The organism is Roseicyclus sp. (assembly GCF_018402035.1).
Taxonomy (GTDB): domain Bacteria; phylum Pseudomonadota; class Alphaproteobacteria; order Rhodobacterales; family Rhodobacteraceae; genus Roseicyclus.
In genome coordinates, this window is the sequence record NZ_JAGYJN010000009.1 from 21,936 (window position 1) to 35,031 (window position 13,096).

General features: G+C 62.2%; 15 protein-coding genes. 4 read left to right on the top strand and 11 right to left on the bottom strand.

Annotated features, from left to right (window positions below):
* Complete coding sequence (gene plsY / locus KG698_RS12560; protein ID WP_300983912.1) at nucleotides 1–603, top strand: glycerol-3-phosphate 1-O-acyltransferase PlsY; 603 nt, start codon at nucleotides 1–3, stop codon at nucleotides 601–603.
* 1 nt (nucleotide 604) lies between these two features.
* On the opposite strand, the gene KG698_RS12565 is transcribed toward plsY, so the two are convergent.
* The 3 genes from KG698_RS12565 to KG698_RS12575 are packed head-to-tail and all read right to left on the bottom strand — an operon-like array spanning nucleotide 605 to nucleotide 3,293.
* Nucleotides 605–1,975, bottom strand: a complete 1,371-nt coding sequence (locus KG698_RS12565; RefSeq protein ID WP_213685932.1) for a glutamate--cysteine ligase — start codon at nucleotides 1,973–1,975, stop codon at nucleotides 605–607.
* Between the two features lie 56 nt (nucleotides 1,976–2,031).
* A complete protein-coding gene (locus tag KG698_RS12570) occupies nucleotides 2,032–2,553 on the bottom strand; it encodes a hypothetical protein (RefSeq protein ID WP_213685933.1) in 522 nt (173 codons plus the stop codon).
* Nucleotides 2,550–3,293 carry a 16S rRNA (uracil(1498)-N(3))-methyltransferase gene (locus KG698_RS12575; protein WP_213685934.1) on the bottom strand — a complete coding sequence of 248 codons (744 nt, stop codon included), beginning with the start codon at nucleotides 3,291–3,293 and terminating at the stop codon, nucleotides 2,550–2,552. Before KG698_RS12575 ends, KG698_RS12570 begins: the two co-directional genes overlap by 4 nt.
* A gap of 12 nt (nucleotides 3,294–3,305) precedes the next feature.
* Between KG698_RS12575 and ubiA the strand changes: the two genes are divergently transcribed.
* The 3 genes from ubiA (at nucleotide 3,306) to KG698_RS12590 (ending at nucleotide 6,615) form a co-directional block, all read left to right on the top strand.
* Entirely contained in the window at nucleotides 3,306–4,268 is a 963-nt protein-coding gene (ubiA, locus tag KG698_RS12580; RefSeq protein ID WP_213685935.1) for a 4-hydroxybenzoate octaprenyltransferase, read from the top strand.
* A 67-nt stretch (nucleotides 4,269–4,335) separates the two neighbouring features.
* On the top strand, nucleotides 4,336–6,276 hold the full coding sequence (locus KG698_RS12585) for an OmpA family protein (RefSeq protein WP_213685936.1): 1,941 nt from the start codon (nucleotides 4,336–4,338) through the stop codon (nucleotides 6,274–6,276).
* Between the two features lie 6 nt (nucleotides 6,277–6,282).
* Nucleotides 6,283–6,615, top strand: a complete 333-nt coding sequence (locus tag KG698_RS12590) for a hypothetical protein (protein ID WP_213685937.1) — start codon at nucleotides 6,283–6,285, stop codon at nucleotides 6,613–6,615.
* Between the two features lie 90 nt (nucleotides 6,616–6,705).
* On the opposite strand, the gene KG698_RS12595 is transcribed toward KG698_RS12590, so the two are convergent.
* From KG698_RS12595 to KG698_RS12630, 8 genes are all read right to left on the bottom strand, one after another.
* Entirely contained in the window at nucleotides 6,706–7,185 is a 480-nt protein-coding gene (locus tag KG698_RS12595) for a molybdenum cofactor biosynthesis protein MoaE (protein WP_213685938.1), read from the bottom strand.
* Nucleotides 7,186–7,187: 2 nt separating this feature from the next.
* On the bottom strand, nucleotides 7,188–7,439 hold the full coding sequence (gene moaD / locus KG698_RS12600; RefSeq protein WP_213685939.1) for a molybdopterin converting factor subunit 1: 252 nt from the start codon (nucleotides 7,437–7,439) through the stop codon (nucleotides 7,188–7,190).
* Nucleotides 7,439–8,101, bottom strand: a complete 663-nt coding sequence (pgsA, locus tag KG698_RS12605) for a CDP-diacylglycerol--glycerol-3-phosphate 3-phosphatidyltransferase (protein ID WP_213685940.1) — start codon at nucleotides 8,099–8,101, stop codon at nucleotides 7,439–7,441. The genes moaD and pgsA overlap by 1 nt, the downstream gene beginning before the upstream one ends.
* A gap of 43 nt (nucleotides 8,102–8,144) precedes the next feature.
* The gene (gene uvrC / locus KG698_RS12610) at nucleotides 8,145–10,013 is read right to left on the bottom strand and encodes an excinuclease ABC subunit UvrC (protein WP_213685941.1); all 1,869 of its coding nucleotides are present in this window, start codon (nucleotides 10,011–10,013) and stop codon (nucleotides 8,145–8,147) included.
* A gap of 302 nt (nucleotides 10,014–10,315) precedes the next feature.
* Entirely contained in the window at nucleotides 10,316–11,092 is a 777-nt protein-coding gene (locus tag KG698_RS12615) for an SDR family oxidoreductase (RefSeq protein ID WP_213685942.1), read from the bottom strand.
* 10 nt (nucleotides 11,093–11,102) lie between these two features.
* Entirely contained in the window at nucleotides 11,103–12,065 is a 963-nt protein-coding gene (locus KG698_RS12620) for a calcium/sodium antiporter (protein WP_213685943.1), read from the bottom strand.
* Nucleotides 12,066–12,069: 4 nt separating this feature from the next.
* Nucleotides 12,070–12,261 (bottom strand): hypothetical protein, encoded by a 192-nt coding sequence (locus tag KG698_RS12625; protein ID WP_213685944.1) that lies wholly within the window; start codon nucleotides 12,259–12,261, stop codon nucleotides 12,070–12,072.
* Nucleotides 12,261–13,064 carry a S49 family peptidase gene (locus KG698_RS12630; protein ID WP_213685945.1) on the bottom strand — a complete coding sequence of 268 codons (804 nt, stop codon included), beginning with the start codon at nucleotides 13,062–13,064 and terminating at the stop codon, nucleotides 12,261–12,263. Before KG698_RS12630 ends, KG698_RS12625 begins: the two co-directional genes overlap by 1 nt.
* Nucleotides 13,065–13,096: the final 32 nt, after the last annotated feature.

Here is a 13,096-nt window from a genome sequence, read left to right on the forward strand (position 1 = left end):
ATGTTCGAGACATCTTTCGCGCTTTTGGGGCTGGCGGCGGGTTTGGCCTATCTGCTGGGATCGGTCCCATTCGGTATCGTGATGGCACGGCTTTTCGGGTTGGGCGATCTGCGCCAGATCGGGTCGGGCAATATCGGGGCCACCAATGTGCTGCGCACGGGCAACAAATTGGCGGCCTTTCTGACCTTGGTGCTGGATGCGGCCAAGGGGGGTATCGCGGTGCTGGTTGCGCGCCACTTCTTGGGCGAAGATGCCGCGCAGGTCGCGGCTTTCACGGCGTTCTTGGGTCATTGCTACCCGGTGTTTCTTGGGTTTCACGGTGGCAAGGGGGTTGCGACTTTCTTGGGCACATTGCTGGCCTTGGCATGGCCCTTGGGCCTTGCGGCCTGTGCGACATGGGCCGCCGTGGCCGCGATCTGGCGCATCTCATCGCTTGCCGCATTGGCCGCCGCCGCGCTGTCGCCTGTCTGGGCGCTGTTGCTTGGGCTGCCGCAGATCGTGGTGCTGGCCATCGGGTTGGCCGCGCTGATCGCGCTGCGCCATCAGGCCAATATCGCCCGGCTCATCGCTGGCACCGAACCGCGCATTGGAAAGAAAAGCTAAATCAATACCGATAGGCGCTGTAGATCTTGGTCAGATCGCCCGCCCAATCGCCGTGGTAATGATCAAGCAATTCATCGGCAGGCACGCGGCCTGTCTCGGTGCTTTCTTTCAGCGCGTTCAGGAAATGCGTCTCATCAGTGATCAGACCGCCCGCACCGGGGCAGGCGCGCGCTTTCAGCCCGGCCTCCGAGATTGCGACAACCTCGCGCGCCAGATCATGCATGGAGATCTTGCCCACCACGGCCTGTAGCCCATCGACCGAGGCCGCGACGCGCAGCGCATCGCGCGTTTCGGCATCCCAGCCCTTGACCAGATCCCACGCGGCATCGAGGGCGGATTGATCATACATCAGCCCCACCCAGAACGCAGGCAGCGCGCATAGCCGCCGCCATGGGCCACCATCGGCACCGCGCATCTCGATGTATTTCTTGACGCGCGCTTCGGGAAACACCGTGGTCAGGTGATCGGCCCAATCGCTCAGCGTCGGCATCTCGCCGGGCAGCGCGGGCAGTTGCCCCTTAAGGAAATCGCGGAACGACTGGCCCAGCGCATTGATATATTTGCCGTCGCGGTAGACGAAATACATCGGCACATCGAGGACATATTGCACCCAAGCCTCAAAGCCGAACCCATCCTCGAACACGAAGGGCAGCATGCCGGTGCGCGCGGGATCAAGATCGCGCCAGACGCGCGCGCGCCATGATTTGTGGCCATTAGGCTTGCCGTCAAGGAAGGGCGAATTGGCGAAAAGGGCCGTGGCAACAGGCTGCAGCGCCAGCGCCACGCGCATTTTCTGCACCATATCGGCCTCAGAGCCGAAATCGAGGTTCACCTGCACCGTGCAGGTGCGGCGCATCATGGTGGTGCCCATGGTGCCGACGGTTTGCATATAGCCATCCATCAGCTTGTAGCGCCCCTTGGGCATCAAGGGCATATCTTCGTGCCGCCAGATGGGGGCCGCCCCCAAACCGATGAATTCCACGCCCAGCTTATCGGCCACCTCGCGCACTTCGCGCAGATGCTCGTTCACCTCGTCGCAGGTCTGGTGGATCGTCTCAAGCGGTGCGCCCGAAAGCTCCAACTGGCCGCCGGGCTCAAGGCTGACATTGGCACCATCCTTGGTCAGCCCGATGATGTTGCCGCCCTCGAACACGGGGGTCCAGCCAAACTTGGCCTGCAACCCCTCGAGCACTGCCTTGATCGAGCGTGCGCCCTCATAAGGCAAAGGCGCCAGCGTATCGCGGCAATAGCCGAATTTCTCGTGTTCGGTGCCGATCCGCAAATCATCCTTGGGCTTGCATCCCGATGCGAGATATTCGGCCAATTGGTCATGATGTTCGATCGGGCCGCCGCCGGACTGGGGGATGGACATCGGTTCTTGCTTCCACGTTCGGGGCTCTGGTTACGGCGAGAGGTGGCCCGATGGGGCTACTGTGTCAAGGCCGGAACGTCCGCCCGCCACCATAGCCGCGTTTCGCCCAAGGCCGATCCGTTGCGCGCCACCAAGAGGCGTTGGCCGCCAAGACCCGGCAGGGTCGTGAAGGCATCAAACAGCGCATCGGCCCCTTTGGCATCCACTGGCACCTCAAGCACCTGCCCCGCCTCATGCAGCACCCAAACCGCTGCGCCCGCATGATCGCGCCTGAGTGTCAGCGCGGTCAATTCGGCAAGCGAGACCGCCCCACCCGTGACAGGCCCCATGTACAATATACGCCCCTCGACCACCTGCACGATCCCCGGCCCATCGCCTGCGGTGACAAAACGCGCCCGCCGCACCGCCGGGATCAGCGCAAGCCCGGCGAATGCGGCCAGCACATAGCCAAATCCCTGCACCACCGGGCCGGGTCGCGCCGCGATCCACAGCCCAAGGGCCAGCACGCCACAGGCGGCGATCACCTCGGACCAGCGGCGCAAAAGAAGCGCCACCTCGGGGCGGAGAAATCCGCTCACCGCCAATCCCCCAAGCGTGTCTGAAACAGCGTCAAGGCAGCCACGGCGGCGGTATCGGCGCGCAGAATGCGGGGGCCAAGGGCGATCGGCGTGACAAAGGGCAAGGCGCGCAAGCGCTCGCGCTCGGCTGTCGAAAAACCGCCCTCTGGGCCGATCAGGATAGCCCAGCCGCCGCCGGAGGCATCCGGCGCGACAAGCTCCGGAAGGAGCGTGGAGCGGCCCATAGCGGTTTCATCGGCAAAGATCAGGCTCCGCCCTGAGGGCCAGTCCGACAAGACCCGATCAAGACGCTGCAAATCGCTGACCTCTGGCACAAAGGTACCGCCGCATTGCTCGGCGGCCTCAACGGCATGGGCTTGTAGCCTGTCTTGACGGATGCGTTCGGCATTGGTGAAATCGGTCTGCACCGGCATGATGCGCGCGGCCCCCATCTCGGTCGCCTTCTCGACGATGAAATCGGTGCGTGCTTTCTTGATCGGCGCAAACAACAGCCACAGGTCAGGTGGCAGCATCAAGGGTGCCGTTTGGCTTTCGCAAACAAGGCTGCCGCCGCGCTTGCCTGCCTCGGCGACAAGGGCGCGCCATTCGCCGTCGCGGCCATTGAAAAGCGCCACCTCGGCCCCTTGGCCCAGCCGCATGACGTTGAACAGGTAATTGGCCTGCTCCCGCGACAGGTCGACCGTTTGCCCCGCCTGCAAAGCGTGGTCTACATAGAGGCGTATCTTGGGACGGTTCGACATGGGGCAAAGAATATGAGCGAGGCCCGCGAAAGGCCAGAGGGCCAAGTTGCCGACGCCGTGCGCGGCAATTGGGTGGACCGTTTGGCCCCGCCCGCCACGCGCCCCTATCTGCGCCTTAGCCGCGCTGATCGGCCGATCGGGACATGGCTGTTGCTCTTGCCCTGCTGGTGGGCGCTGTTCTTGGCGGCGGCGTCCGAGGGAACCGGGATTGGCGCGGGCGAGCTGTGGCTTTTCGCAGGCGCGGCCATGGGCGCATTCTTGATGCGCGGTGCGGGCTGCACATGGAACGACATCACCGACCGCGATATCGATGCGGCGGTGGCGCGCACAAGGTCACGGCCCATTCCATCGGGGCAGGTCAGCGTGAAACAAGCACTGGCCTGGCTGGTGGCCCAAGCGCTGGTTGCCTTTGCGATCTTGTTGACCTTCAACCTGCCCGCGATTGTCTTGGGCATCGCCTCGCTTGCGACGGTGGTGATCTATCCTTTCGCCAAGCGCTTCACATGGTGGCCACAGGTGTTTCTGGGCCTGGCCTTTAACTGGGGCGCTTTGCTTCTTTGGACCGCGCAGACGGGGCAACTGGGCTGGCCTGCCGTCTTGCTTTATCTGGGCGGGATTAGCTGGACCCTGTTTTACGACACGATCTATGCCCATCAAGACCGCGAGGATGATGCGCTGATCGGGGTGAAATCGACCGCGCGGCTGTTTGCACAGAATACGCTTGCTTGGCTGCGCGTCTTTCTCATCGCGACGGTGTGCTTGCTGGGTCTGGCGGTGCTCATCGCCTTGGCCGATGCGTCGATCCTTGCGCTTGTTTTGGCTGTGGCGGGGGTCTGGGGCATGGGCTGGCACATGCTGTGGCAATTGCAACAGTTGGATATCGATGATCCCGCGACCTGCCTCAGGCTGTTTCGCGCCAACCGCGATACAGGGCTCATCCCTGCGCTGTTTTTCGCCGTCGCGGCCTTGCTTTGATTGAACCCGGCCCCGCGAGGCTGTAGGCCGCTTAAATATCACCGCGCGAAAGTTGCCAAAGCATCCCATGATCCGGTCCCCCCTGCTTCTTCGCATCTGCGCCTTTGGCCTTGGGCTGGGCTTGTGCATCGTGACGGCTGGCCTGCTCGCCTTGTGGATGGAGCGGCGCTCGGTCGATGCGGTCAGCACGGCATTGACCGATACCGGCATCACATGGGCCAGTGTCAGCGCTGATGGGCTGCAACTGTTCTTGGATGGCACCGCACCGAACGAAGCGGCGGCATTTCGCGCCAGCCAGCGCGCCGCCACACAGGTTGATGCCGACCGCATTATCAACCGAATCGAGATCGCCCGGCGCGATGACCTGCGGCCACCGCGCTTTTCGCTCGATATCCTGCGCGCCAGCGACGGGATCCAAGTGATCGGCCTTGTTCCGGCTGCAACCGGTGTCGATGCGATCAACACGACGATCACCGAACTTGCCCAAGATGGGTCAGTCGACAATCTGATCGAGACCGCTGATTTCGCTGTGCCACCCGCATGGGAGGCAGCGCTGAGCTATGGGCTGGAGGCGCTGCGCCGCCTGCCGCGATCCAAGATCACCATCTATGCCGACCGGGTCGAGGTGCAGGCCATCGCCGAAAGCATCGCGCAACAGGGCGAATTCATGCGCATGCTTGGTCAGAACCAGCCCGACGGCGTCACCGTCTATCTCGATATCTCGGCACCACGCCCGGTGTTCACGCCCTTTCAGTTGCGGTTTTCGATCACCGAGGAGGGTCAGGCGCGGCTTGAGACCTGCGTTGCCGATAGCGAGGTCGCGCAACGCCGCATCCAAGCTGCTGCCGTGGCAGCAGGCGCACAGGCCACGCCCTTTTGTCAGGTCGGGCTTGGCGCACCATCAGCGCAGTGGGGTGATGCCGTCGTGGCCGCAATCGCCGCTTTGGCCGATTTGGGCCGCGGCACGGTCGCCCTTTCCGATACCGATGTGACCTTGATCGCAGCCGCAGGCACCAGCCAAGATGATTTTGATAAAGTCTTGGGTGAACTGGACAACGCCCTGCCAGCGCTGTTTTCGCTGCAAGGGGCCTTGAGCCAAGACAGCACCAACGCTGCAAACCCCGAAGGCCCAGCGCGGCTCATCGCAACGCTGGATGATGAAGGCCAGATGCGGCTGCGCGGGCGCGTGCCCGACGGCCCGGTCGGGCGTTCGGTCGCGACCTATGCACGCGCGCTTTTCGGGGCGGAACGCGCCGATATCGCCATGCGCGAGGTCGGCGACCTACCCACAGGCTGGGCGGTGCGCGCGATGATCGGGCTGGAGGCGCTGTCACGGCTGAACGAAGGCACGATGACGCTTGAGCCGGAGATGCTGATCCTGCGCGGGCGCACCGGCGATGCGGCGATGGAATCAGAGCTGTCTCGCTCCTTGGCTGATGCTTTGGGGCAAGGCGCGGCGTTTGAGCTGCGGGTCAGCTATCTTGAGGCGCTTGATCCGATGGCCGCGCTGCCCAGCCCCGAGGAATGTGTCGCACGGATTGACGCGATCCAAGCCGATGCAAAAATCACCTTTGATCCCGGCTCGGTCGAGATCAACGAGAGTGCTGCGGCAATCCTTGATCAGATCGCAACGGTGCTGCCCGATTGCCGCCATGTCAGGATGGAAATTGCAGGCCATACCGATAGCCAAGGCCGCGAGGAGATGAACCTCAACCTCAGCCAATCGCGCGCCGATGCGGTGCTCAATGGGCTCTTGGCACGCAATGTGCTGGTCTCGAATCTTGTTTCGCAGGGCTATGGTGAAAGCCAACCGATTGCGCCCAACGACACCGAGGAAGGGCGCGAGCAAAATCGGCGCATCACCTTCAGGTTGTTGAGCGAGGCCAGCGATGACGCCGCACTTGCAGATGCGCAGGTCGATGATCCGCGAAGCGCGCCCATCGGCAACCCCCGACCGCGACCTGATCGCACGCCAGATGCGGCCGCGCCGCCCCCCGAGCAGGAGTGAGCAAAGTTGAACCGTCTTGAATTCGTCATCGCCATCGCGGCCATCTTGTTTGTCGCCTTTATCCTTGGATGGGTGGCGCACATGTTGTTGTCGCGGTTCAGCCGCGTGTCGCGCGCTGATCTCAACGAGATGGACGCCATGGCCAAGGCGCTGCATGATGCGGAAGAAACCCGCGATCAAGCCATCGCCTATCTGCAGCAGCGCGAAGCGGAACTGACGGGCCAGTTAAGCCAGACCGAGGCAGAATTGCGCGCGACGATGGACGGGCTGCGCGAGGCTCGCCAAGAGACCGAGGAGTTGCGGCTTTATATCGAGCGCAGCAATCAGGGGCAGGATTGACCGGCAGCGCCGAGCAGCAAGGCTTGGTATGGGGGCTCTGCCCCCGCCCGTTCCGGGCCCCCCCGGGATATTTTTGAAACGAAGAAGACCTTAGGATTGAGTTGCATGGTCAGGTATCGACCATGAAGCCAAGGCGTCTTCGTCTTCGGCGCGCGCAGCGACCCATGCGGCACCCGCTGTGGTAATCTCTTTCTTCCAAAAGGGCGCGCGCGATTTCAGGTAATCCATCAAGAAGGCCGCCCCCGCGAAAGCATCGGCGCGGTGGCGCGCAGCGGTTGCGACCATCATGATGGGGTCGCTGGGCGCAAGTGGGCCGTAGCGGTGCAAGATCATCGCATCGATGAGCTGGAAACGGTCAAGCGCCTCGGCCCGGATCGCGGCAAGGGCCGTTTCGGTCATGCCGGGATAATGTTCGATTTCCATCGCCTGCAGATCGCCCGTGGCCAGATCGCGGGTGATGCCCGAAAAGCTGACGATCGCACCGGCACCGGGCACCGTTTCAGCAAAGGCGTTGAGCTCGGCCCCCATGTCGAAGGGGGCGGATTGCACGCGAATGGGGGGGGGCGCCATGCTCAGCCCCCGGTCATCGGCGGGAAGAACGCGACCTCGCGCGCGCCGGCAAGCGGGGCGTCCATCTCGACCAATGCATGGTCGATGGCCGCGCGGATCGCGCCCGGATCGGAAAAGGCCAGCGCATAACCCTCGTCGCGCGCGGCGAGTTCGGCGATCAAATCGGCGATGGTCGCAGCCTCGGTCTCGACCGTCTCGGCGTTCGTGCCAACGCGTTCGCGCAGCCAAGCGAAATAGCGGATTTCGAGTGTCATCAGCGCTCCGTCAGATAGGGCATCGCCTTGCGGAAGTAATCAAGCCCGGTGAGCAATGTCAGGGCGGCGGCGGACCACAACAGGACCAGACCGCCGTAAGATGAGAGCATCAGGCCGCTGAATTTCCAGTTCAGCCCGACATCATCGCGGATCGCACCGTTCAAGATGCCCGAGACAATCTCGGCATTCATGCCCAAGGTCTGCATCACGAAGTAATGATCGAACAGGCCCCAAGCAAACAGCATGGTAATGGCCACCATCTGAACCATCGTTTTCCACTTGGCCAAGGGCGTGACCTTGAGCGTGCCAGCCTGATGGCCCAGAAATTCGCGCAGGCCAGAGACGAACACCTCGCGCAGCAAGATCGCCACGACCGGGATCAAGGTCCAAGCGGTGATGCCATGGATGCCAAGGATCACGGCAAGCGCGATGACGACCACGGCCTTGTCCGCGATCGGGTCGAGCATGGCGCCAAAACGGCTGATTTGGTTCCATGCGCGCGCAAGGTAGCCATCGACATAATCGGTGAGCGAGGCGAGCAAAAAGATCGTCATGGCCGCCCAATCCGCGAAGGGGCGGGGCAAGATCAAGAAGACCAGCGCCACCATGGGGGCCGCGATCATGCGGGCGACGGTCAAGATATTTGGCAAGGTCCAGCGCATAAGGGATGGGTAGCGCGAATGTAGCCCCGGCGGAAGGGGGGCGTTAGCCGCGCTCGTGGAAATGATCGTAGATCTTTTGCGCCAAAGCCTCGTTCACGCCGTCCACGGCCCGCAGATCGGCAAGATCAGCCCGCGCCACCGCCTTGGCCGAGCCGAAATGGGCCAAAAGCGCCCGTTTGCGCGCCGCACCGACCCCTGTGATATCGTCAAGCGGCGTGGCGCTGACAGCCTTGGCCCGCTTGGCGCGATGCGCGCCGATGGCGAAGCGATGCGCCTCGTCACGCAGGCGTTGGATGAAATAAAGCACCGGATCATTGCGCTGAAGCGCGGTTGGGCGGTGGCCGGGGCGATGGAATTCCTCTTTGCCCTGATCGCGGTCGATCCCCTTGGCCACGCCGATGAAGGGGATATCGTCGATACCGAGATCATCCATGATCTGTTTGACCGCCGAGACCTGTCCGGCCCCGCCATCGATGAGCAACAGATCGGGCCAAGACGCGCTTTCGCGGTCGGGATCTTCCTTGAGAAGGCGCTGAAAGCGACGGGTCAGCACCTCTTTCATCATGCCAAAATCATCGCCGGGCGTCAGATCGGTGCCGCGAATGTTGAACTTGCGGTATTGCGATTTGAGAAAGCCATCGGGGCCTGCGACGATCATCGCACCCACGGCATCGGTGCCTTGGATATGGGAGTTGTCGTAAACCTCTACCCGCTGCGGCGGTGCCTCCAGCGTGAAGGCATCGGCCAACCCTTCCAGCAGCTTGGTTTGCGCCTGCCCCTCGGCCATGCGGCGGGCAAGGCTTTCGCGGGCGTTGCGCAGCGCGCCATCGATCAGCTCGGCCTTTTCGCCGCGTTGGGGGACCAAAATCTCGACCTTGCGACCCAGCTTTTGGCTGAGCGCGTCGATCATCAGATCGGCATTGTCGATCATATGGCTGAGGATCAGCTGTGGCGGCGGGTCTTTTTGATCGTAGAATTGGCCCAAGAACGCCTCGAGCACCTCGGGCGGTTCGATATCGGGGCCGATGCGCGGATAGTAATCCTTGTTGCCCCAATTTTGATTGGCGCGGATGAAGAACACCTGCACACAGGCCTGCCCCCCCTCCATATGGAGCGCGATGACATCGGCCTCGCGCACGCCGCGCGGGTTGATGCCTTGGGCCGATTGCACATTGGTCAGCGCGCGGATGCGGTCACGTAGCGCGGCGGCGCGCTCAAACTCCATCGCCTCGGCGGCTTGCGTCATCTGGGTGGCCAATTGCACCTGCAATTCGGTCGAGTCGCCCTTGAGAAAGCGCATCGCATCATTGACCGAAGCCGCGTAATCGGCCGCACTGATCTGGCCCGTGCAAGGGGCCGAGCAGCGCTTGATCTGGTAGAGCAGGCAAGGACGGGTGCGGCTTTCAAAGGTCGCGTCGGTGCAATTGCGCAAAAGAAACACACGCTGAAGCTGGTTCAGCGTGCGGTTGACCGCACCCGCGCTGGCGAAGGGGCCGAAATAATCGCCTTTGGCCGTTTTGGCACCGCGATGTTTCATGATCTGCGGAAAGGCATGGTCGCGGGTGACAAGGATATTGGGAAAGGATTTATCATCGCGCAACAGCACGTTGTAACGCGGCTTGAGCTGTTTGATGAGGTTTTGTTCCAAAAGCAGCGCCTCGGTCTCGGTGCGCGTGGTCAAAAACATCATCGTGGCGGTTTCACGGATCATCCGCGCAATGCGCGGGGAATGGCCCATGGGCTTGGCGTAGTTCGCGACACGTTTTTTCAGCGCGCGCGCCTTGCCGACGTAAAGCACCCGGCTTTGGGTATCGAGCATGCGGTAAACACCCGGCGAATTGTCGAGCGTGCGCAGATAGGCGTGGATCACCTCATGGCCGGTCGCGGGGGTGGTGTCAGGTGGCTGTGTCATGGTGACGAGAGCTTTCGCGATTCCCGTGATGGCTGCAACGGAACCGAGGGGGGATCAAGGGCTGAGCTGTCCACTCAAGCTGTGGATAAGACTGCGGAGAAAACCAGAGCGAGCGGAAATTTTCCTTGGTTTTGCATAGGTTCTACGATTTGCCTAAAATTTAGGCTTATCCGTAAGATGCTGTTTTTAAGTGATTTATTTTTTCATATTGTGCGAGATTAACGCGCTGTTACGCAAGTTTAACAAAAGCTTCACATAAACGATCGCGGTGGAAAACTACCTATCCGTATCGAAAGGTGATGCTATTCCACTCCGATGACGTCTGGGGTTTCCCATCCGAGATGTTGGCCGCCATCGACACAGATCAATTGGCCCGTCACGGCACGTGCATCAAGCAAATAGCGCAGCGCATCACAGATGCCTTTTTCGTCGGCACCACGGTTGAGGATGGTGGCGGCACGCTGACGGGCGAAATGCGCGGCACTTTGTCTTGCGCCCTGTAGGGTCGGGCCGGGACCGATGGCATTGACGCGGACACGCGGGGCCAAAGCTTGGGCAGCGGTGCGCGTCAATGCCCAAAGGCCCATCTTGGCGATGGTGTAGGACATGAATTCCGGCGTCAGCTTATGCACGCGCTGGTCGATCATATTGACGACGAGCCCCTGCGCCAGCGGCTCACCATTCTCATCCGCGATGGGAGCGGGGATTTGCGCGGCCAAGGCCTGCGTCAGCACGAAGGGCGCGCGCAGGTTGGATTCAAGATGCCGGTCCCAACTGGCCCGCGTGGCGCTGGCCAGATTATCATACTCGAAAATCGAAGCATTGTTGATCAGCACGGTAATCGGCGCGCCGAAAGCCTGTGCCGCGCGCGGCAAAAGGGTCTGCATGTCATCTTCGACGGTAAGATCGGCTTGCAGCGTCACGGCACGCACACCGAAGCCGCGCACCTCCTTGGCCGTATCCTCGGCCGCGTCGGCGCTGCCGGCATAATGGATCGCGACATCATGGCCGGCGCGCGCCAGTTCCAACGCCATTGCCCGGCCAAGCCGCAGCGCTGCACCTGTTACCAATGCGGTCATCTGATCTGCCTCATGCGAAAATGCTTACCAGATAGGCAAGATAGAGCGCGGTGAACACAGCGCCAACCGCCCGGCCCATCGGCCAGCGCAAGAACACGAACGGGGCCAGTGCCAGCGTCGCGGCAAGCATAACCCAAAGGTCGAACCGCAAGATCACTGGGTCGACCGGAATCGGCCCCACCAGTGCTGCCACACCGATGATGCCCATCAGGTTGAACATGTTCGAGCCGATAACATTGCCGATGGCCACATCGGCATGGCGGCGCAGCGCGGCCATGACGGTCGTGGCCAGTTCCGGCAATGTCGTACCGATCGCCACGAAGCTGAGGCCGATGACGGTTTCGCTGATCCCCACATCACGCGCGATGGCGACCGCGCCATCGACGAAGAGGTCCGCACCAAAGGGCAGGCCGATCAGGCCCAAGAGCAGGAAAAGCACGATCTGCCAGATCGGCATATCGGGGTCGGCCACTTCCAAGCTGTCTTGGTCATCCTGCGCGGCCAGCGCATCGGCCGTGGCGCGGCGATGGGCCTGCGCGCTGCGCGCCGCATCCACCAAGATCAGGCCCAACCCCGCCAAAAGGATCAGCCCATGCCACCAAACATAGGGGCCAGCCAAGCCCAAGCCGATGAACATGAGCGTGCCGATGAACATGAAAACATAGCTGCGCCGTGTATCGCTCCCGACGCCTAGGCCAAAGATCAGCGCAGGCAGGCCAAGGATCAGCAAGATATTGGCCGTGTTCGCGCCCACGACATTGCCCAAGGCCAGACCCGGCACACCATCAAGCACTGCCTTGATCGAAATCAGCAATTCCGGCGCAGAGGTACCAAAGGCCACCACCGTCACGCTGACGATCAGCGCAGGAATGCCAAGGCGCAGGCTGAGATTGACCGCCCCTTTGACCAGCGCATCGCCCGCAAGCAGCAAAATGATCAGGCCAAGGCCGGCATAAAGGACATCTAAAGGCAAATGATTAACCTAGGTCGTTACGACAATGGCGGCAGGGGCCACCGCGCAGATTGTAGCGCCCGCAATCAGGGCAAAGCCGCGGCTTGGGCAGATGCGCCTTGCCCCCGCCCTTGCGCCCGATCCCCGGAAGGCGGAGGCGGCCAAACATGGCCAGCACCACCATGAAGATCAAAAACAGGCTGACGATCTTGAGCATCACGTTAGACCGAACCGCGCCCAATGGCTGCGGTCTTCGACCCCGGCCAAGACTCCCGCACCAAGGCTAGCACCGAACCGCTGGAACAGGCCACGTTTCGGCCCATAGTGGCGCAAGCGCACCTTGTCGCCGTAAAGCGCGGTAAGCTTGGGCATCATATGGGCGACACCATCGGCAAGGCCCAGTTCGACAGCGCGCGCACCCGCCCAGAAACGGCCTGTGAACAGCTCTTCCGCGGCATTGAGGCGGTCGCCGCGGCGCGCCTTGACATGGGCGATGAAACTCTCGTGGATCTGGTCTTGGATCGCGCGCAGACGGGCCACATCCTCGGGGTTTTCGGGTTTGAACGGGTCGAGCAGGGATTTGTCGCGCCCGGCGGTGTGCAAGCGCCGCTCGACCCCGATGCGCGCGATGGCATCGCTGAAGCCGAAACCGGCCGAGATGACGCCGATGGAGCCAAGGATCGAGCTTGCATCGACCCAGATGTCATCGGCCGCGCAAGCCAGCCAATAGCCACCCGATGCAGCGACATCTTCGACAAAGGCGTGAACGGGGATCTTTTTCTCATCGGCGAGGCGGCGGATGCGTGCAGCGATCAGCGAGGATTGCGCCGGGCTCCCACCGGGGGAATTCAGCACCAAGGCCACAGCGGCGGGTTTGCCCTTGGTGAATGCCCGCTCAATCGCGGGGGCAAGTGCCTGATCGCTTAACCCACCGCCACGGGCAGAGGCCACGATCACGCCCGAAAGGCGGATCACCGACACGGTCGGGGCTTGGGTGATAAACGGGATGAAACGTTTCATATGATGCGATGTAGAGTGCCCTTTGCATTGGA

Excerpts from the sequence above, each read along its gene's own strand:
- plsY (WP_300983912.1), top strand. The coding sequence starts at position 1 with ATGTTCGAGACATCTTTCGCGCTTTTGGGGCTGGCGGCGGGTTTGGCC.
- KG698_RS12565 (WP_213685932.1), bottom strand. The coding sequence starts at position 1,975 with ATGTCCATCCCCCAGTCCGGCGGCGGCCCGATCGAACATCATGACCAA.
- KG698_RS12575 (WP_213685934.1), bottom strand. The coding sequence starts at position 3,293 with ATGTCGAACCGTCCCAAGATACGCCTCTATGTAGACCACGCTTTGCAG.
- ubiA (WP_213685935.1), top strand. The coding sequence starts at position 3,306 with ATGAGCGAGGCCCGCGAAAGGCCAGAGGGCCAAGTTGCCGACGCCGTG.
- KG698_RS12585 (WP_213685936.1), top strand. The coding sequence starts at position 4,336 with ATGATCCGGTCCCCCCTGCTTCTTCGCATCTGCGCCTTTGGCCTTGGG.
- KG698_RS12595 (WP_213685938.1), bottom strand. The coding sequence starts at position 7,185 with ATGGCGCCCCCCCCCATTCGCGTGCAATCCGCCCCCTTCGACATGGGG.
- moaD (WP_213685939.1), bottom strand. The coding sequence starts at position 7,439 with ATGACACTCGAAATCCGCTATTTCGCTTGGCTGCGCGAACGCGTTGGC.
- pgsA (WP_213685940.1), bottom strand. The coding sequence starts at position 8,101 with ATGCGCTGGACCTTGCCAAATATCTTGACCGTCGCCCGCATGATCGCG.
- uvrC (WP_213685941.1), bottom strand. The coding sequence starts at position 10,013 with ATGACACAGCCACCTGACACCACCCCCGCGACCGGCCATGAGGTGATC.
- KG698_RS12615 (WP_213685942.1), bottom strand. The coding sequence starts at position 11,092 with ATGACCGCATTGGTAACAGGTGCAGCGCTGCGGCTTGGCCGGGCAATG.
- KG698_RS12625 (WP_213685944.1), bottom strand. The coding sequence starts at position 12,261 with ATGCTCAAGATCGTCAGCCTGTTTTTGATCTTCATGGTGGTGCTGGCC.
- KG698_RS12630 (WP_213685945.1), bottom strand. The coding sequence starts at position 13,064 with ATGAAACGTTTCATCCCGTTTATCACCCAAGCCCCGACCGTGTCGGTG.